Source organism: Actinosynnema sp. CA-299493 (genome assembly GCF_050946825.1).
In the GTDB taxonomy this organism is placed as follows: domain Bacteria; phylum Actinomycetota; class Actinomycetes; order Mycobacteriales; family Pseudonocardiaceae; genus Actinosynnema.
This window is the reverse complement of the sequence record NZ_CP191993.1, coordinates 8,428,793-8,454,693: the sequence shown is the minus strand read 5'-3', so window position 1 is coordinate 8,454,693 and position 25,901 is coordinate 8,428,793. Positions and strand designations below refer to the sequence as shown.

General features: G+C 71.2%; 29 protein-coding genes. 17 read left to right on the top strand and 12 right to left on the bottom strand.

All coding sequences use genetic code 11. The annotated features are described in order from the left end of the window. Positions 1 to 25 precede the first annotated feature (25 nt). Complete coding sequence (locus ACQPYE_RS36215; RefSeq protein WP_498717619.1) at positions 26 to 1,402, top strand: WS/DGAT/MGAT family O-acyltransferase; 1,377 nt, start codon at positions 26 to 28, stop codon at positions 1,400 to 1,402. Beyond that, entirely contained in the window at positions 1,399 to 1,890 is a 492-nt protein-coding gene (locus ACQPYE_RS36210) for a DUF6912 family protein (RefSeq protein WP_498717618.1), read from the top strand. Before ACQPYE_RS36215 ends, ACQPYE_RS36210 begins: the two co-directional genes overlap by 4 nt. Positions 1,891 to 1,957: 67 nt before the next feature. On the opposite strand, the gene ACQPYE_RS36205 is transcribed toward ACQPYE_RS36210, so the two are convergent. From ACQPYE_RS36205 to aroA, 3 genes are all read right to left on the bottom strand, one after another. Continuing rightward, positions 1,958 to 3,385 carry a non-reducing end alpha-L-arabinofuranosidase family hydrolase gene (locus ACQPYE_RS36205; protein WP_498723054.1) on the bottom strand — a complete coding sequence of 476 codons (1,428 nt, stop codon included), beginning with the start codon at positions 3,383 to 3,385 and terminating at the stop codon, positions 1,958 to 1,960. Between the two features lie 206 nt (positions 3,386 to 3,591). Then, on the bottom strand, positions 3,592 to 4,602 hold the full coding sequence (gene rsgA / locus ACQPYE_RS36200) for a ribosome small subunit-dependent GTPase A (RefSeq protein ID WP_498717617.1): 1,011 nt from the start codon (positions 4,600 to 4,602) through the stop codon (positions 3,592 to 3,594). 1 nt (position 4,603) lies between these two features. Then, entirely contained in the window at positions 4,604 to 5,878 is a 1,275-nt protein-coding gene (aroA, locus tag ACQPYE_RS36195; protein WP_498717616.1) for a 3-phosphoshikimate 1-carboxyvinyltransferase, read from the bottom strand. Between the two features lie 101 nt (positions 5,879 to 5,979). Here aroA and ACQPYE_RS36190 point away from each other — a divergent pair, with 101 nt between their 5' ends. Together ACQPYE_RS36190 and ACQPYE_RS36185 are read left to right on the top strand one after the other, a co-directional pair. Continuing rightward, the gene (locus ACQPYE_RS36190; protein WP_498717615.1) at positions 5,980 to 6,741 is read left to right on the top strand and encodes an SOS response-associated peptidase; all 762 of its coding nucleotides are present in this window, start codon (positions 5,980 to 5,982) and stop codon (positions 6,739 to 6,741) included. After that, a complete protein-coding gene (locus ACQPYE_RS36185; protein ID WP_498717614.1) occupies positions 6,738 to 7,352 on the top strand; it encodes an alpha/beta hydrolase family protein in 615 nt (204 codons plus the stop codon). The genes ACQPYE_RS36190 and ACQPYE_RS36185 overlap by 4 nt, the downstream gene beginning before the upstream one ends. Before the next feature lie 139 nt (positions 7,353 to 7,491). Here ACQPYE_RS36185 and ybaK read toward each other — a convergent pair whose 3' ends face one another. Beyond that, entirely contained in the window at positions 7,492 to 7,968 is a 477-nt protein-coding gene (ybaK, locus tag ACQPYE_RS36180) for a Cys-tRNA(Pro) deacylase (RefSeq protein ID WP_498717612.1), read from the bottom strand. A gap of 214 nt (positions 7,969 to 8,182) precedes the next feature. Here ybaK and ACQPYE_RS36175 point away from each other — a divergent pair, with 214 nt between their 5' ends. Both ACQPYE_RS36175 and rsrA read left to right on the top strand, forming a co-directional pair. Beyond that, positions 8,183 to 8,809 (top strand): sigma-70 family RNA polymerase sigma factor, encoded by a 627-nt coding sequence (locus tag ACQPYE_RS36175; RefSeq protein ID WP_498717611.1) that lies wholly within the window; start codon positions 8,183 to 8,185, stop codon positions 8,807 to 8,809. Further along, positions 8,806 to 9,120, top strand: coding sequence for a mycothiol system anti-sigma-R factor (gene rsrA / locus ACQPYE_RS36170; RefSeq protein WP_498717610.1), 315 nt, complete (start codon positions 8,806 to 8,808; stop codon positions 9,118 to 9,120). The genes ACQPYE_RS36175 and rsrA overlap by 4 nt, the downstream gene beginning before the upstream one ends. A gap of 102 nt (positions 9,121 to 9,222) precedes the next feature. Here the strand turns inward: rsrA and ACQPYE_RS36165 are convergent, their stop codons facing one another. Further along, positions 9,223 to 9,297 (bottom strand): 50S ribosomal protein bL37, encoded by a 75-nt coding sequence (locus ACQPYE_RS36165; protein ID WP_096498094.1) that lies wholly within the window; start codon positions 9,295 to 9,297, stop codon positions 9,223 to 9,225. Positions 9,298 to 9,402: 105 nt separating this feature from the next. On the opposite strand from ACQPYE_RS36165, the gene ACQPYE_RS36160 reads away from it, so the two are divergent. Then, the gene (locus ACQPYE_RS36160) at positions 9,403 to 9,618 is read left to right on the top strand and encodes a biotin/lipoyl-binding carrier protein (protein WP_498717609.1); all 216 of its coding nucleotides are present in this window, start codon (positions 9,403 to 9,405) and stop codon (positions 9,616 to 9,618) included. Beyond that, on the top strand, positions 9,619 to 11,097 hold the full coding sequence (locus tag ACQPYE_RS36155; RefSeq protein WP_498723053.1) for a GAF domain-containing sensor histidine kinase: 1,479 nt from the start codon (positions 9,619 to 9,621) through the stop codon (positions 11,095 to 11,097). A gap of 131 nt (positions 11,098 to 11,228) precedes the next feature. Here the strand turns inward: ACQPYE_RS36155 and ACQPYE_RS36150 are convergent, their stop codons facing one another. Beyond that, entirely contained in the window at positions 11,229 to 11,483 is a 255-nt protein-coding gene (locus ACQPYE_RS36150; protein WP_053719541.1) for a WhiB family transcriptional regulator, read from the bottom strand. A 226-nt stretch (positions 11,484 to 11,709) separates the two neighbouring features. Continuing rightward, the gene (locus tag ACQPYE_RS36145; protein ID WP_498717608.1) at positions 11,710 to 12,654 is read right to left on the bottom strand and encodes a diacylglycerol/lipid kinase family protein; all 945 of its coding nucleotides are present in this window, start codon (positions 12,652 to 12,654) and stop codon (positions 11,710 to 11,712) included. Between the two features lie 279 nt (positions 12,655 to 12,933). Here ACQPYE_RS36145 and ACQPYE_RS36140 point away from each other — a divergent pair, with 279 nt between their 5' ends. The 3 genes from ACQPYE_RS36140 (at position 12,934) to ACQPYE_RS36130 (ending at position 15,259) form a co-directional block, all read left to right on the top strand. Next, on the top strand, positions 12,934 to 13,338 hold the full coding sequence (locus ACQPYE_RS36140; RefSeq protein WP_498717607.1) for a hypothetical protein: 405 nt from the start codon (positions 12,934 to 12,936) through the stop codon (positions 13,336 to 13,338). A 163-nt stretch (positions 13,339 to 13,501) separates the two neighbouring features. Next, positions 13,502 to 14,251 (top strand): S1 family peptidase, encoded by a 750-nt coding sequence (locus tag ACQPYE_RS36135; RefSeq protein ID WP_498717606.1) that lies wholly within the window; start codon positions 13,502 to 13,504, stop codon positions 14,249 to 14,251. Between the two features lie 201 nt (positions 14,252 to 14,452). Continuing rightward, positions 14,453 to 15,259 (top strand): SAM-dependent methyltransferase, encoded by an 807-nt coding sequence (locus ACQPYE_RS36130; protein WP_498717605.1) that lies wholly within the window; start codon positions 14,453 to 14,455, stop codon positions 15,257 to 15,259. Position 15,260: 1 nt separating this feature from the next. Here ACQPYE_RS36130 and ACQPYE_RS36125 read toward each other — a convergent pair whose 3' ends face one another. Beyond that, a complete protein-coding gene (locus ACQPYE_RS36125; RefSeq protein WP_498717604.1) occupies positions 15,261 to 15,707 on the bottom strand; it encodes a MarR family winged helix-turn-helix transcriptional regulator in 447 nt (148 codons plus the stop codon). Between the two features lie 69 nt (positions 15,708 to 15,776). Here ACQPYE_RS36125 and ACQPYE_RS36120 point away from each other — a divergent pair, with 69 nt between their 5' ends. Next, positions 15,777 to 16,274 carry a hypothetical protein gene (locus tag ACQPYE_RS36120; protein WP_498717603.1) on the top strand — a complete coding sequence of 166 codons (498 nt, stop codon included), beginning with the start codon at positions 15,777 to 15,779 and terminating at the stop codon, positions 16,272 to 16,274. Here ACQPYE_RS36120 and ACQPYE_RS36115 read toward each other — a convergent pair. Beyond that, the gene (locus ACQPYE_RS36115) at positions 16,249 to 16,734 is read right to left on the bottom strand and encodes a GNAT family N-acetyltransferase (protein WP_498717602.1); all 486 of its coding nucleotides are present in this window, start codon (positions 16,732 to 16,734) and stop codon (positions 16,249 to 16,251) included. The two genes, ACQPYE_RS36120 and ACQPYE_RS36115, sit on opposite strands and share 26 nt — an antisense overlap. Continuing rightward, the gene (locus ACQPYE_RS36110; protein ID WP_498717601.1) at positions 16,727 to 17,332 is read right to left on the bottom strand and encodes a histidine phosphatase family protein; all 606 of its coding nucleotides are present in this window, start codon (positions 17,330 to 17,332) and stop codon (positions 16,727 to 16,729) included. The genes ACQPYE_RS36115 and ACQPYE_RS36110 overlap by 8 nt, the downstream gene beginning before the upstream one ends. A gap of 632 nt (positions 17,333 to 17,964) precedes the next feature. On the opposite strand from ACQPYE_RS36110, the gene ACQPYE_RS36105 reads away from it, so the two are divergent. Continuing rightward, entirely contained in the window at positions 17,965 to 18,216 is a 252-nt protein-coding gene (locus ACQPYE_RS36105; RefSeq protein WP_498717600.1) for a hypothetical protein, read from the top strand. A 104-nt stretch (positions 18,217 to 18,320) separates the two neighbouring features. Beyond that, positions 18,321 to 19,274, top strand: coding sequence for a hypothetical protein (locus ACQPYE_RS36100; RefSeq protein WP_498717599.1), 954 nt, complete (start codon positions 18,321 to 18,323; stop codon positions 19,272 to 19,274). A gap of 76 nt (positions 19,275 to 19,350) precedes the next feature. On the opposite strand, the gene sodN is transcribed toward ACQPYE_RS36100, so the two are convergent. After that, positions 19,351 to 19,770, bottom strand: a complete 420-nt coding sequence (sodN, locus tag ACQPYE_RS36095) for a superoxide dismutase, Ni (protein WP_123745562.1) — start codon at positions 19,768 to 19,770, stop codon at positions 19,351 to 19,353. 78 nt (positions 19,771 to 19,848) lie between these two features. On the opposite strand from sodN, the gene ACQPYE_RS36090 reads away from it, so the two are divergent. Then, on the top strand, positions 19,849 to 20,178 hold the full coding sequence (locus ACQPYE_RS36090; RefSeq protein WP_498717598.1) for a S24/S26 family peptidase: 330 nt from the start codon (positions 19,849 to 19,851) through the stop codon (positions 20,176 to 20,178). Between the two features lie 213 nt (positions 20,179 to 20,391). Here the strand turns inward: ACQPYE_RS36090 and ACQPYE_RS36085 are convergent, their stop codons facing one another. Continuing rightward, positions 20,392 to 20,985: a dTDP-4-dehydrorhamnose 3,5-epimerase family protein gene (locus ACQPYE_RS36085; RefSeq protein ID WP_498717597.1), complete on the bottom strand. Its 594-nt coding sequence runs from the start codon at positions 20,983 to 20,985 to the stop codon at positions 20,392 to 20,394. Positions 20,986 to 21,270: 285 nt separating this feature from the next. Here ACQPYE_RS36085 and ACQPYE_RS36080 point away from each other — a divergent pair, with 285 nt between their 5' ends. Beyond that, complete coding sequence (locus tag ACQPYE_RS36080) at positions 21,271 to 22,458, top strand: NAD(P)-dependent malic enzyme (RefSeq protein ID WP_498717596.1); 1,188 nt, start codon at positions 21,271 to 21,273, stop codon at positions 22,456 to 22,458. A gap of 223 nt (positions 22,459 to 22,681) precedes the next feature. Further along, entirely contained in the window at positions 22,682 to 25,852 is a 3,171-nt protein-coding gene (locus tag ACQPYE_RS36075; protein WP_498717595.1) for a sensor domain-containing protein, read from the top strand. Positions 25,853 to 25,901: the final 49 nt, after the last annotated feature.

Below are 25,901 nucleotides of genomic sequence, written 5' to 3'. Positions count from 1 at the left end.
CCGATCACCGACTAGCCTGGACCGCATGCCCGACCGCCTGTCCGCGCTGGACGCCTCGTTCCTGTACCTGGAGGACTCCACGACGCCGATGCACGTGGGCGGGGTGGCGGTGTTCCGGCGACCGCGCACGGGCTTCGACTACGACCGGCTGGTCGACCTGATCGAGCAGCGGCTGGCGCTGGTGCCCCGGTACCGGCAGAAGGTCGTGCACGTGCCGGGGCGGCTCGCGCGGCCGGTGTGGGTGGACGACGCGGACTTCGACGTCACCTACCACGTGCGGCGCTCGGCGTTGCCGAAGCCGGGCAGCGACCAGCAGCTGCACGACCTGGTGGCGCGGCTGATGTCCCGCCCGCTGGACCAGACCCGGCCGTTGTGGGAGGTCTACCTGGTCGAGGGCCTGGCCCGGAACCGGACCGCGGTGATCACCAAGACGCACCAGGCGATGGTGGACGGCATCGGCGCGCCGGAGATCGGGCAGGTGATGCTGGACGTGTCCGCCACGCCGCGCCCGCCGGTCGAGTCGCTGTGGATGCCGTCGCCGGAGCCCAGCGGGTTGCAGCTGGTGGCGGACGCGGTCGCGGAGGCCGTGCAGCGGCCCGGCGAGGTGGTGGAGAACGTCCGCTCGGCGGCGGTGGACACGGTGGCGACCGTGCGCAAGGTCGCCGGGGTGTTCGGCGGGTTGGCGTCGGCCGTGCGGACCGCCGCGACGCCCGCGCCCGGCAGCCCGTTGAACGTGCGGATCTCGCCGCAGCGGCGGTTCGCGGTGGCCCGCACCGGGCTGGACGTGTTCCGCGCCGTCCGGCGGGCGCACGGCGGCACGGTGAACGACGGCGTGCTCGCGGTGCTGTCCGGCGCGCTGCGGAACTGGCTGCTGTCGCGCGGCGAGGTCGTGACGGCGGGGACCACGATCCGGGCGATGGCGCCGATGTCGGTGCGCGACGACGAGGCGCGGGTGTCGGCGTACCTGGTCGACCTGCCGGTGGGCGAGCCGAACCCGGTCGTGCGGCTGCACCACGTGTCGCACGCGATGCGGGCCCACCAGGAGTCGGGGCAGTCGGTGGCGGCCCAGACGCTGGTGCGGTTCTCGGGCTTCGCGCCGCCCACGTTGCACGCGCTGGGCGCGCGGGCGGCGTCGTCGTTCTCGCGGCGGTTGTTCAACGTGGTCGTGACGAACGTGCCCGGTCCCCAGGTGCCGCTGTACGCGGCGGGGGCGAAGATGATCGAGATGTTCCCGGTTGTGCCCTTGGCGAAAAACCAGGCGCTGTCGATCGGCGTGACGTCTTATGACGGTGGCGTGTACTTCGGCCTGAACGCCGACCGTGACGCGATGTCCGATGTGGACGTCCTGGCGGCGATGGTCGAGGAGTCGGTGGAGGAACTGATGGGAACGGTGTCCACATGAGGGTGTACCTCCCGGCGACCGTCGCGATGCTGCGCGACCTCGCGGAGAACGGCGAGTTCGTCGCCGTGGGCGGGACGGCGTTCGCCTTGACGCCCGCGTTGCGCGAGTCGTACGCGACCGGTGACGCGGAGGAGCTGGAGTACTCGGCGATGCTCGACGCCGCCCGGGGCTCGCTGCGGCTGATCGCGGGCGACGAGAAGGCGGTGCCGAGGCGTGCGGTGGTGTCGGCGGACGTGCCGGACGTGAAGCTGCGGCCCGACCTGGACTTCTCGGTGGTGAAGCTGTCGGGCCCGGTGCCGGTGGCGCTGGTCGCCGCGATCCACCTCGACACGCTGGAGGCGGAGGACGACGTGCGGGCGGCGGCGGACGTGATCGACGCGGCGGACCTGGGTGATCCCGACGCGGAGTTCGCGCTGGGTGGGGCGGAGGACCACGAGCTGGCCTGGTACGCGCCCCAGGAGCTGCCGTTCCTGCTGGAGCTGATGTGACGGGGGCTGCCCCGGACGCCGCCCCGGTCGGGGGAACGGCGTTCGGGGCAGCCCGCGCGTCGGGCGGTCAGCGTTGCAGGGTGAGCACGCCGGGTCGGTAGGGCAGCAGGCCGTACTCCACGCCGTTGGAGCGGGGGTCGCGGCCTTGGTAGAGCAGTTGGAGTTTGCAGGGGTCGATGGTCTTGGTCTGGTCGGCGGTGGTGCGGATCAGGTCGCCGTGGCTGATGTCGTTGGTCCAGGTGGCGCCGCTGTTGGCCTTGCCGGCGAAGGGGTTGGACTCGGTGGCGGCCTGGGGGGTCCAGGAGCCGCTGAGGCTGCTGGAGGTGAACGACCGGAAGTAGCGGCCGTTGGAGCCGATGGCCTCGACGATCATGAGGTACTGGTTCTGGCCCTGGACCTTGTAGACCTCGGGGGCTTCGAACAGGTTGTTCGTGGTGTCGCTCATGATGGTGGTGTAGGACGAGCCGAAGCTGCCGGGGAAGTTCCCGAGGGGCATGACCTGGCGGTAGATCTTGCCGTTGTCGCCGGCGAAGAAGAGGTACATGTTCTGGCCGTCGCCGATGAGGGTCTGGTCGATGGGGCCGGTGTTCGAGCCGGTGATGGAGGCGGTGGAGAGGACCTGCGGGGAGGACCAGCCGTTGGGGTTGGCGGGGTCGGTCGAGGTGCGGTAGGTGAACGCGGTGCCGCCCCACTGGTAGGCGAGGACCCAGATGTTCTTGGGTGCGAAGTAGAGCAGGGTGGGTGCGACGGTGCCGCTGTTCATGGCCTGCTGCGGGGCGGAGGCCAGGTCGGACCAGTTGGTGACGAGCCCGAAGTTCATCGATCCCCAGGACGACCCGTTGTCGTGGGTCGTGCCGTAGACCAGGTGCTTGCCGTTGTAGGGCACGGTGGTGAAGTCCTTGAGCGAGACCCACCCGGACCGCGGGTTCGCCAACGACCCCGTCGACGACCACCGGTAGGTCGACGGAAGGGAACACCTGTCGCCCGTGGTCGTGGTCGTCGTCGTGGTGGAAGTGGTGGTGGAAGTCGTGGTGCCGGTGGTGGTGGTCGTCGTGGTCGTGTCACCCGTGCACGCCACGCCATTGAGGGCGAAACTCGTCGGAATCGGGTTGCCGCCCGTCCACGACCCGTTGAAACCGAACGAGACCGAGCCGCCGGTGGCGACCGAACCGTTGTAGCTCACGTTCTTCGCGGTCACCGCCGAACCGCTCTGGGTCAACGACGTGCTCCACGCCTGCGTCACCGCCTGCCCGGCGCCGAACGACCACGTCAGCGTCCACCCGGTCAGCGGGTCGCCCAGGTTGGTGACCGACACGTTGGCGCTGAAACCACCCTGCCACTGCGAGGCCACGGCGTAGTTCACCGAGCAGCCCGCGGCGGCGGCGCCGGCCGGCAGCGCGACGAGGGTCGCCGCCGAGGCCAGCACCGCGGCGCCCGCCACGGCGATGCCGACGTCGGCCGCTCGAAATCGGGTCATGAAGCTGCGTCGTCGCATTGACATGACTTCTCCTCTGGGAACCTGGCGCGAGTTCGAATTGCTAAATGTTGAGCACCTCGCTAAACATTTAGCGCCTTCTCCCGGACACCTTCCGGGCACAGCGGGGCAACCGGCGGTTAATCGGTTGATCTGTGCATCAGAGTGGTGTGGCACGGTCCCGAGGTCAATAGTCCGACACCGCCGTCTCAATCGGCGGCGCGAAGTCAGTCGTATTCCTCCAGTTTCGAGCGGGACTCGAGGAGGCGGCGCAGGGAGTCCAGCCGGCCGGGGGAGGCCTCGCCCGTGCGGACCAGTTCGTCCAGCATGCAGTCCGGGTCCTCCGGCGCGCCCTGGTGGCCGCAGCCCGACGGGCACTCCTCGGCCATCGCCTTCATGTCGGGGAACGCGCTCACGATGTCGTCCGGCGTGATGTGCGCCAGGCCGAACGAGCGGATGCCCGGCGTGTCCACCGCCCACCCGCCCTCCGGCAGCGGCAGGGCGACGGTCTGCGTGGACGTGTGCCTGCCCTTGCCGACGCCGCTCACCACGCCCACCGCCCGGTGCGCGTCGGGCACCAGCTTGTTCACCAACGTCGACTTGCCGACCCCCGAGTGCCCGATCAACGCCGACAACCGGTTCGCCAGCCGCCCGCGCAGCTCGTCCGGGTCCTCGTCGGACCGCGTCACCACCACTGGCAGATCCAGCTCGGCGTACGCCGCGAGCAGCTCGTCCGGCGACGCCAGGTCCGACTTCGTCAAGCACAGCAGCGGTTCCAGCCCGCCCGCCCACGCGGCGACCAGGCACCGGTCGATGAACCCCCGGCGCGGCTGCGGGTCCGCCAGCGCCGACACGATCACCAGCTGCTCGGCGTTGGCCACCACGACCCGCTCGAACGGGTCCGTGTCGTCCGCCGTGCGCCGCAGCACGCTGCGCCGCTCCTCCACCCGCACGATCCGCGCCAACGTGTCCGGCTGGCCGGACGTGTCGCCCACCAGCCCGACGTGGTCGCCGACGACGACCGGTGTGCGGCCGAGCTCGCGCGCCCGCATGGCGATGACCAGCCGCGCCGGGTCGCCGTCCATCGCGCACGTCCACCGCCCGCGGTCGACCCCGACGACCATGGCGGGCACCGCGTCCGCGTGCTCGGGCCGGCGCTTGCTGCGCGGCCGGGTGCCCTTGCCCGGCCGCACCCGCACGTCGGACTCGTCCAACCGCCGCCAGTCGCCCCGTGCCACGTCAGCGCGCCCGCGGCAGCGACAGCATGGCCGCCCACATGCCCGGGAAGTCCGGGATCGTCTTGGTGGTCGACCCGATGTCGTCCACCGACACGCCCTCGACGACCAGGCCGATGATCGCGCCCGCGGTGGCCATCCGGTGGTCGGCGTAAGCCCGCCACACGTCGCCGCGCAACGGCCGCGGCGTGATGACCAGCCCGTCCTCGGTCTCCTCCGCGTCGCCGCCCAGCCGGTTGATCTCGGTGACGAGCGCGGCGATCCGGTCCGTCTCGTGGCCGCGGATGTGCGCCACGCCGCGGATCCAGGTCCGGCCCTCGGCCAGCGCCGCCAGCGCCGCCACCGTCGGCGTCAGCTCGCTCTCGTCGCGCAGGTCCACGTCGATCCCGGTCAACCGGTCGGGACCGCGCAACGTGAGGCCCGCGTCGGACAGCGTGACCTCGCAGCCCATGCGCTCGAACAGCTCGCGCGCCGCGCCGCCGGGCTGCGTGGTCTCCGCGGGCCAGCCGGGGATGGTCACCCGACCGCCGGTCACCGCCGCCGCCGCCAGGAACGGCGTGGCGTTGGACAGGTCCGGCTCGACGTGCCAGTCGCGGCCCGCGACGGCGCCCGGCTCGACCCGCCACTCGTTCGGCGTCGCGTCGTCCACCACAACACCGGCCTCGCGCAGCATCGCCACGGTCATCTCGATGTGCGGCAACGACGGCACGGGCTTGCCGTCGTGCCGGATCGTCACGCCGCTCTCGTAACGCGCGCCCGACAGCAGCAGCCCGGACACGAACTGGGACGACGCCGAGGCGTCGATGGTGACCTCGCCACCGGGCACGCCGCCCTTGCCGTGCAGCGTGAACGGCAGCGCGTCGCCCGCCACGTCCGCGCCCAGCGCGCGCAGCGCGCGCAGGATCGTGGTCATCGGCCGGGTCCGCGCGTGCGGGTCGCCGTCGAAGGTGATGTCGCCGACGGCGAGCGCCGCGGCGGGCGGCAGGAACCGCATCACGGTGCCCGCCAGGCCGCAGTCGACCTGCGCCGGGCCGTGCATCTCGTGCGGCGTGACCAGCCAGGACCCGTCCGGACCGTCGACCACGTCGACCCCGAGCGACCGCAGCGCGTCGACCATCAGGGTGGTGTCGCGGCTGCGCAGCGGCGCGTGCACGGTGGACGCGCGGTCGGCCAGGGCGGCGAGCACGAGCGCGCGGTTGGTGATCGACTTGGAGCCTGGCACGGGTACCGTCGCGTCGACCGGGCCGTCGGCGGTGGGAGCGGACCACTGCTGAGTCATGGCTTGATGATTCCGCATCGGGTGGTCGACAGCTCGCACCGGGCTTTCCGACGTGCGACGATGGGCAACTCCCGAGGGTGATCTGTGGAGAGGTGATCGGTGTGTGCGGCAGGTACGCGTCCACCAAGAACCCCGCGCTGCTCGCGGCGGAGTTCGACGCGGTCGACGGCACCGAGGGCGACGCGCCCGGCGCCGACTACAACGTCGCGCCGACCAAGCGGGTGCTCGCCGTGGTCGAGCGGCACCCGCGCGACGACGAGGGCAACCCCGATCCCGACACCACCGAGCGCAGCGTCCGGGTGATGCGCTGGGGCCTGGTGCCGCACTGGGCCAAGGACCTGTCCGGCGCCGCGAAGATGATCAACGCGCGGGCGGAGAGCGTGCTGGAGAAGCCCGCCTACCGCAGCTCGGCGGCCAAGCGCAGGTGCATCGTCCCGGCCGCGGGCTGGTACGAGTGGCAGCCCGGCGAGGGGCGCAAGCAGCCGTACTTCATCAACCCCGGCGACGACTCCAGCATCGCCATGGCCGGCATCTGGTCGGTGTGGTGGCAGCAGGACGGCGACGAGCGCAAGCCGATCATCACGTGCGCCGTGCTCACCACGGACGCGATCGGCGAGATGGCCTCCGTGCACCACCGGATGCCGCTGCTGCTGCCGCAGGACCGCTGGGCGGCGTGGCTCGACCCGGACAACGCCGACCCGAAGGACCTGCTCGAACCCGACCTCGGCCTGGTCGACGCGCTGGAGCTGCGCCCGGTGTCGATGAAGGTCAACAGCATCAAGAACAACGACCCGTCGCTCATGGCGGCCGTCGCGCTGGGGGAGTCCGAGAAGCCGGAGCCCACCTTGTTCGAGCTGACATGACCACGCGGGAGGTCGACACCCCGTACGGCCCCGCGCGGGCCGAGCTGCACTGCGCCTCCGAGAGCCGCGCCGCGCTGCTGCTCGGGCACGGCGCGGGTGGCGGGATCGCCGCGCCGGACCTGGTGGCGGCGACCCGGGCGGCGGTGGACGTGGGCGTGCACGTGGCGCTGGTCGAGCAGCCGTACCGGGTGGCCGGCCGCCGCGCGCCCGCGCCCGCCAACCAGCTCGACGCGGCGTGGCTCGCGGTGGCGGACGCGCTCGGCGGGACCTGGTTCGACGACCTGCCGCTGCTGTTCGGCGGCCGGTCCTCCGGCGCGCGGGTGGCGTGCCGGACGTCGGTGGAGGGGCAGGCGACGGCCGTGCTGTGCCTGGCGTTCCCGGTGCACCCGCCGGGCAAGCCGGAGAAGTCCCGGATGGCCGAGCTGGACGGCGTCGAGGTCGCGACCCTGGTGGTGCAGGGCGAGAACGACCCGTTCGGCAGGCCGGAGGCGGCGCACCACCGCGACGTGGTGCTGCTGCCGGGCGACCACAACCTCAAGGCCGACGTCGGCGCGGTGGGCCGCGCGGTCGGCGAGTGGCTCGACCGCGTGCTGCGCCCGCTGGAGGTGTGACGCCGGGGGTCCCCCGACGCCTGGTGCCCGCAACGCCTGGTGCCCGCAACGCCTGGTGCGTGACGCTTGGGTGCCCGCGACGCCGGGCGCGCGACGCCGGGTGCCCCGACACCCTGGTGCCCGACGGTCCGCGGTCCGGTCAGGCCGAGATCGGCGCGACGACCGCCTGCGTGAGCCTGACCAGGTCTTCCGGCGCGATCTCGACCTCCAGCCCACGCCGCCCGGCCGAGCAGTAGATGGTCTCGAAGGCCTCCGCCGAGGCGTCCAGCGCCACCGGCAGCCGCTTCTTCTGCCCCAGCGGCGAGATGCCGCCCGCCACGTACCCGGTGGCGCGCTCGGCCGCCGCGACGTCGGCCATCCTGGCCTTCTTCCCGCCGACGGCCGCGGCCAGCGCCTTCAGGTCCAGCTGCCCCGTGACCGGAACCACACCGACGGCCAGCCTGCCGTCCACGTCCGCGACCAGCGTCTTGAACACGCGTCCGGGCGCGATCCCCAGCGCCTCCGCGGCCTCCAGCCCGTACGACTCGTGCCGGGGGTCGTGCTCGTAGGCGTGCAGCGCGTAGGCCACCTTCTGCTTGTCCAGCAACGCGGTGGCGGGCGTCCCACGTCCGGCCATGATCGCGCACGATAGCGCGGGGAATGCGCGGCGACGTCGCCGCGTTGGTGCGAGCGTGGCTACCGAGGTGATGGACCAGCAGGTCGGCAGGCAGGTCAAGGCGCGCCCACCGCGTGGCTCGGCTCACTGCCGACCCGGGGACCGCCGCGTATCCTCGACTGCGTCCCAGACAGTTCCATCCACCGCGCTGACCAGCCGGTGGGAAGGGAGCGCGGTGCCAGCCACGCGAACGCAGGACACGCCGACTGACGAGACAACGGCCGAGCGCGCAGCCAGGTTCGAGCGCGACGCTATGCCGATGCTCGACCAGTTGTACTCGGCGGCCCTGCGGATGACCCGCAACCCGGCCGACGCCGAGGACCTGGTCCAGGAGACCTACCTCAAGGCGTACGCCGCCTTCGCGTCCTTCTCGGAGGGCACGAACCTCAAGGCCTGGCTGTACCGCATCCTCACCAACACCTACATCAACGGCTACCGCAAGAAGCAGCGCCAACCGATCCAGCAGCCGACGGACGAGATCACCGACTGGCAGTTGGCGCAGGCGGAGAGCCACACGTCGACCGGGCTGCGGTCGGCGGAGGTCGAGGCGATGGACCGGCTGCCGGACTCAGACGTCAAGGAAGCCTTGCAGCGACTACCGGAGGAGTTCCGGATCGCGGTGTACCTCGCGGACGTGGAGGGCTTCGCCTACAAGGAGATCGCAGACATCATGGGCACCCCCATCGGAACCGTGATGTCCCGGTTGCACCGGGGCCGCAGGCAGCTTCGCGACCAGCTGGCGGACACCGCGCGCGAGCGCGGCATCATCCGCGACGGCCAGCAGGAGGTGGCGGGTCGATGAGCTGCGGCGAACCGCACGAGACGGACTGCTCCGAGGTCCTGTCCGAGGTCTACCTCTTCCTCGACCACGAGTGCGACGAGAGGCGCAAGGCACTCCTCCAGACCCACCTGGAGGAGTGCCACCCGTGCCTGGAGCAGTACGGCATCGAGGAGCACCTGAAGGCGCTGCTGGCTCGCAAGTGCGGCGGCGAGCACGCGCCCGAGGAGCTGCGGCGGCGCCTGCGCGCCCGGCTCTACCAGACGGCGGACCAGACGACGCTCGAAGTCGAGGTCACCACGACGGTGACGAGGACCGAGACGTCCACCGGTTAGCAGGCCGTTCGGGGTCACCCGGTCGTGGATCCCGGAAGTGCGCACCGCAAGTCGAAGGCCCCGGAGCGCTGCTCCGGGGCCTTCGCACGCCGTGACGTCGAATCAGGCGTTGGGGCGCTTCCCGTGGTTGGCGCCACCCTTCTTGCGGTCGCGGCGCTTGCGGGCACGCTTCGACATGGGGTTCTCCTAGTGCTCGAACTACCTCACCCCAGTGTGTCACGCGGTCGTCCGGGCACGGCACCGGGTCTGAATCGTGGTTGGATGAACCGACGAAGGAGGACCATGGCCGAGGAAATCCGGGCCGAGATCGTGGCGAACGTGGCCCAGATCGCCGTCGAAGAGGGCGACGAGGTCACGCACGAGACCACGGTCGTGGTGCTCGAGAGCATGAAGATGGAGATCCCCGTCCTCCCCGAGGGCGCGGGCCGGATCACCCGCATCGCCGTGTCCGCCGGCGACGTGGTCCAAGAGGGCGATCTCATCGCGGTGGTGGAGTAGCTGTCCACGCTCACCGACCTCCTCGCCGAGCACACCAAGTTCTCCGGCGGAGCCGTCGACCACCTGCAGCTGGTGGTGGCGGAGTGGCAACTGCTGTCCGACCTCAGCTTCGCGGACTTCCTGATGTGGGTGCCGCTGGACGAGACGACGTTCCTGTGCGTCGCGCAAGCCCGGCCGACGACCGCGCCGACCGCGCACCCCGAGGACGTCGTCGGCAGCATGGTGGACGTCGAGGAACACCCGCAGCTGCGCCGCGCGATGGCCGAGTCCCGGATCTGCCGCGAGGAGGACCCGCGCTGGCACCTCGGCGTGCCGGTCCGCCGCGAGGCGATCCCGGTCAAGCTCAACGGCGTGGTCATCGCGGTCCTCAGCCGCAACACGAACCTGGCCGTGCCGCGCGTGCCGAGCCCGTTGGAGATCTCCTACCTGGGCAGCGCCGCCGACCTGTGCCAGATGATCTCGGACGGCACGTTCCCGACCACCGAGCCGTCGCCGGACGTGCACACCAGCCCCCGCGTCGGTGACGGCCTGATCCGGCTGGACGCCTCGGGGGCGGTCGTGTTCGCCAGCCCGAACGCGCTGAGCGCCTACCACCGCATGGGTCACGCGTCCGACCTGGTCGGCGTGCACCTGGCCCCGTTGACGCGGTCCCTGATCGGCGACCCGTTCGACGCCACCGAGGTCGCGCAGCGCATCCGGTCCGCCCTGGACGGCCAGCCGAGCATGCGCATCGAGGCCGAGTCGCGGCGCGGAGCGGCGGTGCTGTTCCGCGCCCTGCCGCTGCGACCGCGCGGCAGCGCGGCGGGCGCGCTGGTGCTGTGCCGCGACGTCACGGAGGTCCGCCGCCGCGACCGCGCCCTGATGTCGAAGGACGCGACGATCCGCGAGATCCACCACCGGGTGAAGAACAACCTCCAGACGGTGGCCGCGCTGCTGCGCCTGCAGAGCAGGCGGACCAGCAGCGAGGAGGCGCGCGAGGCGCTGGCCGAGTCGGTGCGCCGCGTCACGTCGATCGCGCTGGTGCACGAGACGCTGTCCATGTCGGTGGACGAGCGGGTGGACCTCGACGACGTGGTGGACAAGGTCATCCCGATGATGTCGGACGTGGCCGCCACCGAGTCGCAGGTCGTGGTGCGCCGCGACGGGAAGTTCGGCATCGTCCAGGCCGAGCTCGCCACCCCGCTGGTGATGGTGCTGACCGAACTCGTGCAGAACGCGTTCGAGCACGCCTACGCGGCGGGTCAGCGCGGCGAGGTGGTCGTGCACGCCGAGCGCTCGGCGAAGTGGCTGGACGTGGTGATCTCGGACGACGGCCGCGGCCTGCCCCAGGGCTTCTCGCTGGAGCGCACCGACCGGCTCGGCCTGCAGATCGTCCGGACGCTGGTGGAATCCGAACTCAGGGGCTCGTTGAGCTTGCGGAGGCGGCCCCGAGGCGGTACAGAGGCGGTCCTGCGCGTACCGCTCAGGGCCCGGCGTTAGACTGCTCCCCGTGCACACGTGACGACCTACCTCAGCGGAGTCACGTGGTCATGCGGGAGGGTGTGCAACACAAGCGAAAGGCCCGACACCTGGCACGGTGTCGGGCCTTTCGTGTGGTTGTTCGAGGCGGCTCAGGCGTTGCTGCGAGCCCGGGTGCGAGCGTTGCGGCGCTTGAGGGCGCGACGCTCGTCTTCGCTCATCCCGCCCCACACGCCGGCGTCCTGGCCGCTCTCGAGCGCCCACGAGAGGCAGTCGGAGACGACGGGGCAGCGGCGGCAGACGGTCTTCGCCTCGGCGATCTGCAGGAGCGCAGGACCACTGTTCCCCACGGGGAAGAACAGCTCGGGGTCCTCGTCGCGGCAGATCGCGCGGTGGCGCCAGTCCATTGGAACTACTCCTCAGCTAGGCGCGCGCGAAGGCGCGCCACTCGTCAGCGGTCGGTTTTGGGGTGCTTGTGAATGCTTTCACGAACGGCGGGGATGTCAAGGGTTTAGCCCCAACCCGGTGAGTGAACTCACCCGAAAGATCGACTCGGTTCACCTGGGATTTCACACAGAGGCGTCACACCAGGTCACAACATCGCGGATGGGTACCGAGCCGGTCACACCACGGTCACACGGCGACCGTGAGCGTGCCTGGCACCCCGGTGAACTCCACCTCGGTGCACGCGCCGAGCAGGTCACCGTCAACCTGCAGGTTGACGGGTTCCGGACTCGTCACCCGGACGAACTCGACGTCGTCGCGCCGGAGCAGGTTCCCGCCTTTGGGGTTCCCATCCGTCGCCAAGAGATGCGCGACATAGCGAAGAACTGTCGGCAATCCCATCCCGTGCAGCGCGAACAAGCCGAGACCGCCGTCGAATGACGTGCTGGGGTTGAGCCGGATCGCCTTGTCGCCGAGGTAGGTCCACGGGTCGGTGTTCGAGACGAACGCCAGCCGCACGTCCTCGAACGGCGCTTCCTCGGGGATGTGCACGGTGAGCGTGGGCGGCTGCCTGCGCTGGGAGAAGTAACTGGTCAGCGCGGTCCTGGCGTAGAGGGTCGGTGACGCCCGGCGGCCCCTGGCGCGCTGGTGCTCGACGGCCGCGACCACGTCCGCGTCCCAGCCGACGCCCGCGTTGAAGGTGAACCAGCGGTCGTGGTCGACGCCCGCGCCGGTGGCCGAGACGTGCCCGACGCTGACCTTGCGGCTGGTGCCGTGCTCGATGGCCTGGAGCAGGCGGTAGGTGGCCTCGACCGGGTCGCGCGGCAGGCCGAGGGCGCCCGCGAACACGTTCGCCGAGCCGCCGGGCACCACGCCGAGCATGGGCAGCCCCGGCCGCGCGCCCTCGCGCAGCACGCCGTTGACCACCTCGTTCACCGTGCCGTCGCCGCCGTGGGCCACGACCAGGTCGTACCCGTCCACGACGGCTCGCGCGGCGGCGTCGGCCGCGTGGCCGCGGTAGTCCGTCTCGACGATGTCGAGCTTCACGTCGCTGGCCAGTGCGTGCGCGAGCACGTCCCGACCGGCAGGCGTGGTTGCCGTCGCCTGCGGGTTGACCACCAGAAGTGCACGCACCTCTGCAGGGTAGGACAGCGCGTCACCTCGGACAGGTTGCGCGTCACCCGGTAGGGCGCGCGAGAGCGCACGAAAGTGGCCGACGTCTCCTTTCCGTGTCCCTTCTCGGGCTGCGTCCTGCGTCTCGCGACAAGTGCACCCCGGCCCGACCGCCGGCTCGCCGAAGAGACTCCTGTGATCATCGCTCTTGGGGCGGTCGAACGGGACACGCCAACCGGGTGGCCTACGATGCGTGACGAGTACGCACGGTGAGGAAAGGCCCAGTTGAAGGGGCACGGCGTGGCGTCCAGGAGCAAGGTTCCACCGGCGGTCCGGGCAGCCGGCGCGCTGACCGCGCTGCAGGGCATGGTCGGGTTGGCCGGCGCGGTCGCGCTGGTGGTGCGGTCGTTCAGCGCGGAGGAGCCCGGCGGGGTGCTCGGCGAGGCCGCCTACTTCACGGTGCTCTCGGCCGGCGTGCTCGCGGCCGGGCTCGGCCTGGTGCTGGGCCGGCACTGGGGGCGCTCGCCCGCGGTCGTCGTGCAGCTCCTGCTGCTGGGTGTCGCCTGGTACATGTACGGGCCGTCCGGCCGCCAGCTGTGGGGCGCGCTGCTGGGCGCGTACGTCGTCGGCACGCTCGTGCTGCTGTTCACGAACCCGGTGCGCCGGTGGGCGCTCGGCGTGGACGAGGGCGAATCGGACGCGTAGGGCGATCCGGTCCTTCGGGGCGATCCGGTCGTTCAGGGCCATTCGGCCGCCGACCATCGTCTGGGTGATCGCCGACTAACGGCGGGTGGCCGTCGTCACTCCAACAGGTGACGCTGTGGGTGGTGAATTCACCACTCCCTGCGTTCGTTGAGGTGACAACTCCATGCGATTCACTCGCGCCCTGTCCGCGGTGGTCGGAGCCACTACCGCACTGCTGTCCGCGTTCGCCCTGACCGCGATCGCGCCGACGGCGTCGGCCCAGGAGGCCGGCGGCATCGAGCCGTACATCATCGGCGGCGGCACGGCGAGCGACGCCCCCTGGGCGGCCCGCCTGTTCCGCAACGGCCAGCAGAACTGCTCGGCCACCATCATCGCCCCGCAGTGGGTCCTGACCGCGCAGCACTGCGTGGCGAGCTCGGGCACCTACACGTTCCGCATCGGCAGCCTCGACCAGACCACCGGTGGCACCCTGGCCACCGCCACCCAGATCATCCAGCACCCGTCGGTCGACCTGGCGCTGGCGCGGCTGGACCGGTCCGTCTCGGGCACCTACGCGCCGCTGGGCACGACCACCGCGGTGGCCGTCGGCCAGACCGTGCAGCTCTACGGCTGGGGCGCGACCTGCACCAACCAGCCGGAGATCAACTGCCAGGCCCGCTACCTCAAGTACGCCAACACCCGGGTGACCTCGGTCAACGGGCGTGACTACCGCGGCGGCATCGCGATCTCGGTGTCCCGCGTCGACGGCATCGCGGCCGGCGGCGACTCGGGCGGCCCGATGTTCGCCACCAGCCCGGTCGACGGCCGTCGCTACCAGGTCGGCGTCGCCTCCACCAGCGACCGCTCCACCCGGTCGAACTACACCGCCGTCACCCGCTACCGCGACTGGATCCGCTCCTACGCCGGCGTGTGAGCAGACTCCCCGGCCGAGGGGGCAGGCATCTCTCCCCCTGCGCCGCCCCCTCGGCCGGGGCACCACGGCGTGATCCGGCGGCACTCACCAGTCACAATCACCCTGCGTGTTCACATTTGGTGGATGGACACGAACGGAGTAGCCAGATACGGTCTGGCAGGCGTTCGCGCCGCTCCGGGTGCAGGCAGGGTGAGGTGCGCAGTGCAGAACCCCCCGAGGTGGGTGTCGACCAACGGTGACGTCGAGCGCCCCAACGTGGCCCGGCTCTACGACTACTACCTCGGCGGCGCGCACAACTTCGCGGTCGACCGCGAGTTCGCCGACCGGTCCATGAGCGAGATCCCGACCGCCGCCATGGTCCAGCACACCCGCTCGTTCCTGCGCCGGGCCGTCCGGCTGTGCGTGGCGCAGGGCATCCGCCAGTTCCTCGACCTGGGCTCGGGCATCCCCACCGCGGGCAACGTGCACGAGATCGCCCAGCGGGCCGACCCGTCGTGCCGCGTGGTGTACGTGGACAACGAGCCCGCCACCGTCGCCCACAGCCGCACCATGCTGCGCGACAACGCGGGCGCGGCCATCGCCGAGGTCGACATCCGGGACGTGGCCGCGGTGCTCGACGCGCCCGAGGTCCGCGAGCTGCTCGACCTGACCCGGCCGGTCGCCGTGCTGATGGTGGCGATCCTGCCGTACGTCGCCGAGCAGGACCGCCCGGTCGAGCTGGTCCACCGCTACCGCGACGTGCTCGCCGACGGCAGCTACCTGGTGCTCAGCCACCTGACCGCGGACGAGCAGCCGGAGCTGGTGCGCAAGCTGGTGGGCGTGGCCGCCGAGACCGACTCGCCGATCGTGGCGCGGTCGAAGTCGGACGTCGAGGCGATGCTCGACGGCTTCGACCTGGTCGACCCCGGGCTGGTGCTGGCGACGACGTGGCGCGGCGAGGGCGAGCCGGAGACCGGCGCCGAGGCCGTGACCTACGGCGCGGTGGGCGTCAAGCGGTCGGCTGGCTGAGTCACCGACCGGGAGAGGGCTTTCCGGCCTCGCCGAGCAGCCGGGTCTGCTCCTTCAGCACGGCGACCGTGCGGACGACCCAGTCCGCGATCACCTGCTGCTCGTCCGGGCCGTAGCGCGCGCTCAGCTCTTCCATGGCCGCGCCCAGCCCGGCGAAGACCTGCCCGAAAGCGCCGGGGACGGCGCTGATCACCACCCGCCTGCGGTCGCCGGGGTCGGGTTCGCGCCGCACCAGGCCCGCGCGTTCGAGCCGGTCGGCGACGCCGGTGACCGCGCCGGGGGTCAGGTTGATCTCCTTGGCCAGCTCACCCGCCGACAGCGGGCCCTTGCCGGCGATGAGCGCGAGCGCGCGCTGGTCCACCGCCGTCACGCCCAACCGCGCGCCCACGGCCTCGTGGAACGCGACCACCGCCGTGCTCAGCTCACGTCCGAAGTCCCGCCCGTCCATGGGAGGCACTTTACCGCGGTCGATATTTCAGTACACTGAACTAAAATATTCGACTCGTGAGAGGTGTGCATGTCGGAGTTGCGGCTGGCGGCCGAGGTGCCACGCTGGGCCGGGCGGTTCTACCTGCGGCACTGGGCGGTGGTCGTCGGGTTGTCGCTGGTGGCGTCCGTGCAGCGGCTCGTGGTGGTGAACTGGGGCGACCTCGTGCCGGGCGCGGTGGCGTTCGCCTCGGAGGTCGTCGTGGTGGCCGCGCGGGTGCTGCTGGTCGTCGTGATCTGGCGGTTGGCGACCAGGGGGGAGCGGTTGAGGTGGGCGAACGCGCGCGCGTTCGCGGCGCGGCACTGGCCGAGCCTGGTGTGGCAGGGCGTGCTGCTGGCGGTGGCGTTCCTGGTGTTCGACGTCGTCGCCGAGCAGGTGGTCGGCGGGCTGCTGCCCGGGTCGGCGCGGCAGACCTACCTGGCCGTGCTGCTGTTCGTGAAGAACCCGACCGTCATCGCGTTCACGTTCGTGTGGTGGGTGGGGCTGGTCCGGCAGGTCGGCGTCAGCCGTGCCGCCCGAGTCGGGTGAGGGAGTCGTCGGTGAGGCGGAAGACGGTCCACTCGTCCATCGGGAGCGCGCCGAGCGACTTGTAGAAGCCGATCGCGGGCGCGTTCCAGTCGAGCACCCACCACTCCAGGCGCGCGTAGCCGCGGGCGACGCACTCCTCGGCGAGGGCTCGCAGCAGCGCCCGGCCCAGGCCGCTCTGGCGCTGGTCCGGCCGCACGTAGAGGTCTTCGAGGTAGATGCCGTGCGTGCCGCGCCAGGTGGAGAAGTTGAGGAACCACAGGGCCATGCCGACGACCCGACCGTCCACTTCGGCCACGTGGCCGAAGAGGGCGGGCGAGGGGCGGAACAGCGCGTCGTGCAGCTGCTCGGCGGTCAGCCGGCACTCGTGCCGCGCGCGTTCGTACTCGGCCAGCTCCCCGACCAGGGCGACGACGGCGGGCACGTCCTCCTCGCGGACGCGGCGGACGCGAGGATCAGTCAACGTCGACTTCCCAGGCGGGCACGTTCAGCCGCCGGACCTGCGGGTCGCCGCGCTCGTCGCCGAGCACCGTCGTGCCGGCCGGGTCCAGTCCGAAGTGGACGCCCTCGCTCGGCGGGAGGTTCAGCCAGGTGGCGATCAGCACGCGGCTGAAGTGGCCGTGGCCGACCAGCACCACGTCACCGCTGAGCAGCGCCTGGCGCGCCCGGTCGAGCACCTTGGCGGCCCGCGCGTGCACCTCGTCGTGCGTCTCGCCGCCGGGGACGGCGTGGGACCAGACCGTCCAGCCCGGGTCGGTCTCCCGGATCTGGGGCGTGGTGAGGCCCTCGTAGTCGCCGTAGTTCCACTCGGCGAGCTCCTCGGTGCGCTCGATGTCGTGCAGCCCGGCCAGCTCGGCGGTCCGCCAAGCCCGCCGGCGCGGGCTCGTCAGCACCAGCGCGGGCGGCAGGTCGGTGGCGCGCAGCCGGGCCAGCACGGCGCCGGCGCGCCGGGCCTGCTGCACCCCGGCGTCGGTCAGGGGAACGTCGGTCGGCCCGGTGTGCCGACCGCTCTCGGACCACTCGGTTTGACCGTGCCGGAGCAGGTAGACGTGTGAGGTCACGTCCCGAGCTTACGGACGGCCGTGCCGGGAGCCGGGATGGGGCGGTGGACCTCTGCGGACCGGACGTCTGGTTGCTGGTGATCCAAAACACAGAAGCTTCCTGTGGATGGCGCTTCTGCCGTGGGTCAAGCGTTGTCGGGCTGCTCACGCGGGGGTCCATGTGCTTCTCGCAGCCGGACAGCGCGTACCGCTCATGAGACAATAAATAGACAAAAAGTGGACAGATCATAGACAGTCCTGGTTTCCGGCTGGTCGATGCTGGATACTGTCGCCGCAGCTCAGAGGCCTGAGCAGGCCTCGCTGCCCGAAGCTCTGTCCATGGTCTGGGCGGGCAACGGAGAAAAGGTCGCCTGTGCAGCCAGGCGGCCTTTTCATTTGTGCGACGCATTGACATGCACGGCATGAGGAAGCGTTCAAGGCTCAATCGCATCGCGCCGCCGTTGCTTCGAAGAGCTGGTTGCGAGCAGGGGTCGTGGGCCTTCGGGTCGCCTGGGTGCTTCCGTCGGCGACCGCCGTGCGCAACAATCCGGCTCGACGTGGTCGCTCCGGAGGTGCTGCAGCCGACGGAGTCGGATTCTGGCCGCGTCAGTTCCGAAAATCCGCCTGGACCAATGACAGAAAGGTGTCCCAACGTGGGTGCCGATCCCAGTTGTACTTGTTCGGTCGGCAGCGTTCCGCTGCGCTCCTGCACCTCGAGCTCGACCGCTCGCGACGAATCGTGGCCCCCGGTGGTCATCCTCGTGGTGGTGTTCGTCTTCAGCGGCCTATCGCTGGTGCGGGGTGTCGACCTCCAGACCTTCGCGGTCACCCTGGGGGCGGCGGTCGTCGTCGCGAACGAGGCGGCTCGCCGGTTGCTGAAGACCACGCGTCGACGCACGGCCTGACCGCGGCGGTCCCCGGCGGGTCGGCCTGATCCGCGAACGATTCGCCGGGGACCGCCTCCCACCACATCCGAACTACGCACGCTTCACCCGAGCGGAGGGGTTGCATGCCGTTTTCCGTCCATGAACTGGTGCTCGACCTCCGCAGGTTGCGGACGGGTCGAGGGCTGCGGGGACGGAGCATCGGTGAGGTCGCAGGTCCCGCACTGCGTGAGCTGTGCGGGATCGGCGAGACGGATGACCACGCGTTGATCCGGGACAAGGTGGGCGACAAGCTGCATGAGCTCAGCGAGACGTTGCCCACGGACCTGAGGGACATCGTGCGGACAGCCCTGGTGCTCCAAGCCGACGTGGAGGCGCCGTTCCTAGTGGACCGGATCCGATACCTGGCAGGCAAGTACAACCGGGATGAACGCACCATCCGCCGCCGGGTAGACGATGCGCTGACGCTGCTCGCCGAGAACGCGATGGGTTTCGGTCCTCCGGGACAGCGGTCGAGCAGGCACTGGGACTGGTCCGTGCGCCGGTTGGAAACCGTGTTGCGGCTGGACCGGCCGACGCCGGAGTGCTTCGAGCGGCGTACCGTCGTGGCCGGTCACGACGGGCTGGATCTCCTGGAGGTCTCATTGCCCCTTTGGTCCGATGGCACGCCGGAGCGGTCGGGCCACGAGCCGGAGGTCGAGGTCTACTGGGGTGCGGAGCTGGTTCGCCTGTTGAAGAGGGGTAAAGGTCACTTCGCGGTCGAGCTGCGCTTGCCCGGACCACTGGCTGCCGGCGAGGCACACGATTACGGCTTGGTGATCCGGTATCCGGATGACCGATCCGCAGTGCGTCACTACTTCTTCTCCCCGGAGCGTCCGTGCGGCTTGTTCGAGCTGCGGGTGCGGTTCCAGTCGACAGACATTCCGGCGGACGTGCGAATAATGGCGGGAGCCTCTTACGGTCCGGACCAAGCGGACCACTTCATTGGGAGTGTCAAGGTCGACTCGGTGCACGAAGTGCACGCCGTCTTCACTGACCCCTCCTTGGGACTTACCTATGGCATGAAGTGGACGTGGTGAGTCGACCGGTGGTCGGGTGTCAAACGGCGCTGACCAGGCGGGGGTTCCGCTGGTCAGCGCCGCGTGGAGCAGGTGATCAGGCTGCGGCCTTGGTCTCCCAGAAGATCTTGTCGATCTGGGCGATCAGGTCGAGCAGCTCCTGGCCCTTGGCGGGGTCCATGGAGCCCTTCGCGCCGGACGCGCCGGCGGCCTTGGTGGCCCGGTTGAACAAGTCGTGCAGCTCCGGGTACTTCTCGAAGTGCGGCGGCTTGAAGTAGTCGGTCCACAGCACCCACAGGTGGTGCTTGACGAGCTCGCTGCGCTGCTCCTTGATCAGGAGGGCGCGGGTGCGGAACTCGGGGTCCTCGTTCGCCTGGTACTTCTCCTGAATCGCCTTGACCGACTCGGCCTCGATCCGGGCCTGGGCCGGGTCGTAAACACCGCACGGGAGGTCGCAGTGCGCGGTGGCCTCCAGGAGCGGGCGGCGGAGTGAACGGATGCGCGACAGAAGTCGCATCTTTCCTCCCTGACAGTGGATGCTCCGACGTGACGAACCCTACTCCGGGGCCTCGGCGCGAGCAGGTGGAGGTGATCGTTGGCACGGCCGGAAGCCAACCCGTTGCCGCTGGTTCGGGTGGTCGGACCCTCGATGGTCCCGACCCTGCGGACGGGGGACGTGGTCCTGGTCCACTTCGGAAAGCCGCCACGTCCGCGCGATCTCGTGCTGGTCAGGTGGGCGGCGCGGCCCGGGCAGCTGTCGGTCAAGCGGGCGGTCCGGCCCGAGGGCGGCGGCTGGCACGTGGAGGGCGACAACCCGTTCGCCTCCACCGACTCGCGGACGCTGGGTGCGGCGGAGGTGGTGGGTGTGATCCGCGTCCGGCTCTGGCCCCGGCCCCGGCTGCTGCGCCGGCGACCCGGAAGGTGACGCGCCGGCGGCCCGGAAGATCCGGCGGCCCGGAAGGTGGTGCGCGGGGGATTGCTCCGGAAGGTCGAGCTGTTGGCGGGCTGCTCCGGAAGGCCGAACGCCGGTGGGCTGCTCCGAAGGGGTGGGTCGCCGCCGGCTGCTCAGGGGTGGGTCGCCGGCGGCGGGCTGCTCCGGGAGGAGGGCCGGGCCGCCGGCGATCTTCACGGCGGGCGGTCAGCCGCGCAGCTTCGAGTACCAGGCCACGCAGTCGTCGTAGGACGGCAGCAGCCCGGCGTCGCGGGCCTCCTCGAACGTCGGCGCGGCGGCGTCCTTCGGCGACAGCAGCGGCGTCAGGTCGGTCGGGAAGGGCAGGTCCATCGACAACGGGTGGATGCCGCGCTCGGCCTTCGGGTTGAACCCCTCCGAGCACAGGTACGACGCGACCGTGTCGTCCTCCAGCGCCATCAGCGCGTGCCCGACCCCCTCGGGCAGGTACACGGAGTTGAACACCCCCTCCGCCAGCTCCACCGCGTCCCACTCGCCGAACGTGGGCGAGCCGACGCGCAGGTCCACCACGACGTCGATCAGCCGGCCGCGCGGGCAGTGCACGTACTTGGCCTGCCCCGGCGGCGTGTCGGCGTAGTGGATCCCGCGCACGACGCCGCGCTTGGACACGCTGTGGTTCGTCTGGGCGATCTTCAACGGGTGCCCGACGGCGTCCGCGAACACCGCTTCCTGGTACGGCGCGACGAACAAACCGCGATCATCGGGGAACACCGAAGGGGTGAACTCGAAAGCGCCGGAAATTTTCAACTCACGTGCCTGCATGGCGAACACCCTAGGACCCGGCGGTTCTTGACCGATCCTGCCTGCGGAAACTGACCGGTCGGTCTAGAAAACCGGACGTACGTTCTGTGGCACCACCTCTGACCTGCGGAATAACTGTGATCCCCACCGCAGACAGCGGCCGACGACGCTGCCATGCTTGCCCGCACACCGCCCCGAGAGCAGTCCCGCAGACCGCGTGGACGTCTCCCAGACAGGCCCCGTCGACCCGCGTGACAACGCTGGTCCCGGTGCGCCGCAGGTATCGCGCACCGCAGGAGGACTTCCGTGACCGCATTGAACGACCAGCCGCACACGACCACCGAATTGAGCGACGAGGAAATCTTCCGCGCGCACGAAGGCGGAAAGCTGGCCATTGCCGCGACCGCGTCGTTGGCCGACCCACGCGCGCTCTCCATCGCCTACACGCCGGGCGTGGCCAGGGTCAGCCGGGCCATCGCGGACGACCCGGCCCTGGCCGCCAAGTACACCTGGGCGCACCGCCTGGTCGCCGTGGTCAGCGACGGCACGGCCGTGCTCGGCCTCGGCGACATCGGCCCGAGCGCGTCGCTGCCCGTCATGGAGGGCAAGGCCGCGCTGTTCAAGACCTTCGGCGGCCTCGACTCCATCCCGCTGGTGCTGAACACCACGGACGTGGACGAGATCGTGGAGACGCTGGTCCGGCTGCGCCCGTCGTTCGGCGCGGTCAACCTGGAGGACGTCGCCGCGCCGCGCTGCTTCGAGCTGGAGGCCCGGCTCATCGAGGCGCTGGACGTGCCGGTCATGCACGACGACCAGCACGGCACCGCGGTCGTGGTGCTGGCCGCCCTGCGCGGCGCGAACACAGTGCTCGGCAAGGACGTGGCGAACCAGCGCGTGGTCATCTCCGGCGCGGGCGCGGCCGGGGTGGCGTGCGCGAAGATCCTGCTGGCGGCCGGCATCGGCGAGGTCACCGTGGTCGACTCGCGCGGCATCGTGCACGTCGGCCGGGACGCGCTGAACCCGGTGAAGGCGCAGCTGGCCGAGGTCACCAACGCCAGTGGCCTGCGCGGCGGCATCGCCGAGGCGTTGCGGGGCGCGGACGTGTTCGTCGGCGTCTCGTCTTCGCAGGTGCCCGAGGAGCTGATCGCGAGCATGGCCGACGACTCGATCGTGTTCGCGCTGTCCAACCCCGATCCCGAGGTGCACCCGGACGTGGCGCGTCGGCACGCCGCCGTGGTCGCCACCGGGCGCAGCGACTTCCCGAACCAGATCAACAACGTCCTCGCGTTCCCCGGCATCTTCCGCGGCGCGCTGGACGCGGGCGCGAAGAGGATCACCGAGGGCATGAAGCTCGCCGCCGCGGACGCCATCGCGGCGGTCGCCGCCGACGACCTCTCGGTGGACCGGATCGTGCCCAGCGCCCTGGACCCGCGAGTCGGCCCGGAAGTGGCCGCCGCCGTGGCCTTGGCAGCCCGCGAAGACGGAGTAGCCTGACTCCAAGTCGGAGTTGGGAGAGCTCCGGCCGCATCCGTCCGTACCCGTCGGCAGGCAACGAAACCGCTAACGTGTTGTTTCGTTAGCCCGTTGAGGGGTGGGCGATGACGCTCCGAAGCGCTACCGTCCCTCTCCTCGGGTGAATATTGCCCGTGGAGAGGGACGCCGTCTTTGGGTGCGGTCGGGCCGGTCATCCCTGCCGTAGACACGGGAAGGTGGGACCGTGCCCAAGCGGGTTGGACGCGCTCCGGTGGTGCTCGACCCAGCGCGTCCGCAGAACGGCGACATGACGCTGGACGGCATCGCGCTGCCCGAGGCGCCCACGCTCCTGTGCGACCCCAAGGGCGTCGTCATGCGGGCGAGCCCCGCCGCGGTGGCGTTGACGAAGGCCGGTTCCGCCGACGACCTCGTCGGCCGGTCCCTCGGCGAGCTGCTGCTGGGCGGCCCCGACGACCTGCGCCTGCACCAGGCCGACGGCGCGCTGGTGCCGGTCCGCGCGGTGCGCACCCAGGTGCCCGGCACCGGCCTGCACGCCGTGCTGCTGGTCGACGTCTCCGACCTGGCGCAAGCCGCCGAGGACCTGCGCGACGAGCAGCGGAGGCTGCGCACCGTGCAACGGGTCGCGCAGATCGGCTCGTGGGAGTACGACCCGGCCACCGGCGTCACGGTCTGGTCCGAGTCGCACTACGAGATGATGGGCGTGCGGCCCGGTGAGGTGGTGCCCGGCGCGCAGGCCGTGCTGGACGTCGTGCACCCCGACGACTACGAGATGGTCGCCAGCTACTGGGCCAACCGGGCGCTCGACGGCAGCCCGATCGACATCGTCTACCGGATCACCCTGCCCGACGGCGAGCAGCGCTGGATCCGCGGCGTGGCCGAGGCGAAGCTGAGATCGGACGGCCGGACGCAGTTCATCACCGGCTACATCCGCGACATCACCGACCAGTGGCGGTCCGACCGCGCCCTGGAGACCGAGCGCGCCCGGCTGCTGGAGGCGCAGCGCATCGCGCGCATGGGCAGCTGGAGCTTCGACGTCGAGTCCGGCGCCCTGCACCGCAGCGAGGTGCTGCTGGAGATGTACGCCGAGCTGGGCGTCGAGCCCAACGCCCGGTTGCTGGCCGTGCACCCGGACGACCGGCCCGCGCTGGAGAGCCTGATGCAGCGGGCGCAGGACGGCAGCACGGTCGAGGCCGAGGTGCGCAGCGAGCACGGCGACCGCGTCTACGTGTGCCGGGCGCGGGCCGAGTTCGACGGCGACAAGGTCAGCAGGCTGCACGGCACCGTCCAGGACGTCACCGAGGCCCGCGCGCTGGAGCGCCAGCTCCGCGACGACCGCCGCCGGCTCGCCGACGCGCAGAAGGCCGCGCAGCTCGGCGTCTGGGAGTGGAACCTGCAGACCGGCGACGTGGCGTGGTCGGACATGCTGACCGAGCTGGTCGGCGTGCCGCGCGACGAGCACATCCGCTACCAGACCTACCTCGACCTCGTGCACCCCGAGGACCGCGGCTGGGTGGACGACCTGTGGCAGCAGCTGGCGACCGAGGAGGTGCCGATCCAGCTGGAGCACCGGATCGTGCGCCGCGACGACGGCAGGCAGCGCGTCTTCCGCAGCTACGGCGTGGTGGTCAAGGGCCCGGACGGCTTGCCGCTCGCGGTCGGCACGGCGCAGGACATCACCGAGCAGCGCGCCGCCGAGACCAGGATGAAGCGGTCCAGCCAGCGGTTCGCGGACCTGGTGTCGCTGACGCCGGTCGGCATCGGCCTGTTCGACGAGGGCGAGCGGCTGGTCGACGCCAACGACGCGCTGTGCGACCTGCTCGGCATGGACCTGGAGCAGCTGCGCGGGATGACCGCGAGCGCGCTCACCCACCCCGACGACCACGACACCCGGCTGCCGTCGATCGACGAGATGTCCGCGCCGGACGCCGAGCGCACGCACAAGGTCCCGCAGCGCATCCTGGTCCGCCGCGACGGCGTGCAGGTGTACTGCGAGCTGCACATCGCGTTGTCCGTGCAGGACGACGGCCGCCGGTTCTGGCTGATCGTGTTCCAGGACATCACCGAGCGCCGCCGCACGGCGGAGGCGCTGCGGCACCAGGCCACGCACGACGAGCTGACCGGCCTGCCGAACCGGGCGCTGGTCAAGGAGATGCTGGGCGAGCTGCTGGTGTCGCCGGACCGGGCGAAGGTCGCGGTGCTGTTCTGCGACATCGACAACTTCAAGCGGGTCAACGACTCGCTCGGCCACGACGCGGGCGACGAGCTGCTGGTGGCGCTGGCGCGGCGGCTGGAGGGCGGCCTGCCCGACGGCTGCACGGCGGCCCGCCTGTCCGGCGACGAGTACGTGATCATCTGCGAGAACCTGGACCGGGTCGGCGGCGTGGACGCGCTGGCCACGAAGGTGGCCGGGCTGCTGCGCACCGCGGTGCCGGTGCACGGGCAGCTGGTCCGCGTGTCGGCGTCGATCGGCGCGGCCGTGCCGAACGGCTCTCACGCGACCGGCAACGACCTGCTGCGCTTCGCCGACGCGGCGATGTTCGAGGCCAAGCGGGCGGGCGCGGGCCGGGTGTCGCTGGCCAGCGCGGCGCTGATCGCCTCGGCCGACCGGCAGGTGCACCTGGAGGGCCAGCTGCGCGAGGCGTTGCAGAACGACGGGTTGGCGCTGCACTTCCAGCCGGTGGTCGGCGTGGACGGCGTGGTGCAGACCGCGGAGGCGCTGGTGCGGTGGCCGCACCCGGATCGCGGGCTGCTGCCGCCGGACGTCTTCCTGCCGGTCGCCGAGCAGGGCGACCTGATGCGCGAGCTGGACCGGTGGGTGCTGCGGACCGCGTTGAAGGAGGCCTCGACCTGGCCCGAGCCGGGCGGCAAGCCGGTGTCGGTGGCGGTGAACCTGGCCGGGCTGGTGCCGGGCGACCCGGAGTTCGCCGACATCGTGGCCGACGCCATCGCCGAGGCGGGCATCCCGTGGGACCGGGTGGTGCTGGAGCTGGTGGAGACGGCGCTGGTCGACCTGCCGTCCCGGGTGCGCCACACGATGGACGAGCTGGTGGAGCGGGGCATCCGGTTCGCCGTGGACGACTTCGGCACCGGCTACTCGTCGCTGGCCCGGCTCAAGGACCTGCCCGCGCAGATCATCAAGGTCGACCGCCGGTTCGTCTCCGGCCTGGGCAAGGACCCGTCCGACTTCGCCGTCGCCAAGGCGGTGGTCGACATGGCCCGCGCGATGGACCGCAGGTGCGTGGCCGAGGGCGTGGAGACCGCGACGCAGTTCCAGGTGCTGCGCGGCATCGGCGTGGACACCTACCAGGGCTGGCTGTTCTCGCGCCCCGTGCCGCCCAAGGAGTTCCGCGCGGTGCTGGCGCTCGGTCCGCTGCACATCCCGCGCGCCGGTTGACCGGCGGTACTCCCGTCGCGATGGACGCCACGACGACAGGTGCTGACCG

What these genes read in the sequence shown, in the direction of transcription:
- ACQPYE_RS36150 (WP_053719541.1), bottom strand. Translation starts at nt 11,483, where the DNA reads ATGGACTGGCGCCACCGCGCGATCTGCCGCGACGAGGACCCCGAGCTG.
- sodN (WP_123745562.1), bottom strand. Translation starts at nt 19,770, where the DNA reads ATGCGACTTCTGTCGCGCATCCGTTCACTCCGCCGCCCGCTCCTGGAG.
- ACQPYE_RS36185 (WP_498717614.1), top strand. Translation starts at nt 6,738, where the DNA reads ATGACCACGCGGGAGGTCGACACCCCGTACGGCCCCGCGCGGGCCGAG.
- ACQPYE_RS36210 (WP_498717618.1), top strand. Translation starts at nt 1,399, where the DNA reads ATGAGGGTGTACCTCCCGGCGACCGTCGCGATGCTGCGCGACCTCGCG.
- aroA (WP_498717616.1), bottom strand. Translation starts at nt 5,878, where the DNA reads ATGACTCAGCAGTGGTCCGCTCCCACCGCCGACGGCCCGGTCGACGCG.
- ybaK (WP_498717612.1), bottom strand. Translation starts at nt 7,968, where the DNA reads ATGGCCGGACGTGGGACGCCCGCCACCGCGTTGCTGGACAAGCAGAAG.
- ACQPYE_RS36135 (WP_498717606.1), top strand. Translation starts at nt 13,502, where the DNA reads ATGCGATTCACTCGCGCCCTGTCCGCGGTGGTCGGAGCCACTACCGCA.
- ACQPYE_RS36120 (WP_498717603.1), top strand. Translation starts at nt 15,777, where the DNA reads ATGTCGGAGTTGCGGCTGGCGGCCGAGGTGCCACGCTGGGCCGGGCGG.
- ACQPYE_RS36205 (WP_498723054.1), bottom strand. Translation starts at nt 3,385, where the DNA reads ATGCGACGACGCAGCTTCATGACCCGATTTCGAGCGGCCGACGTCGGC.
- ACQPYE_RS36125 (WP_498717604.1), bottom strand. Translation starts at nt 15,707, where the DNA reads ATGGACGGGCGGGACTTCGGACGTGAGCTGAGCACGGCGGTGGTCGCG.
- ACQPYE_RS36100 (WP_498717599.1), top strand. Translation starts at nt 18,321, where the DNA reads ATGCCGTTTTCCGTCCATGAACTGGTGCTCGACCTCCGCAGGTTGCGG.
- ACQPYE_RS36215 (WP_498717619.1), top strand. Translation starts at nt 26, where the DNA reads ATGCCCGACCGCCTGTCCGCGCTGGACGCCTCGTTCCTGTACCTGGAG.
- ACQPYE_RS36085 (WP_498717597.1), bottom strand. Translation starts at nt 20,985, where the DNA reads ATGCAGGCACGTGAGTTGAAAATTTCCGGCGCTTTCGAGTTCACCCCT.
- rsrA (WP_498717610.1), top strand. Translation starts at nt 8,806, where the DNA reads ATGAGCTGCGGCGAACCGCACGAGACGGACTGCTCCGAGGTCCTGTCC.
- ACQPYE_RS36160 (WP_498717609.1), top strand. Translation starts at nt 9,403, where the DNA reads ATGGCCGAGGAAATCCGGGCCGAGATCGTGGCGAACGTGGCCCAGATC.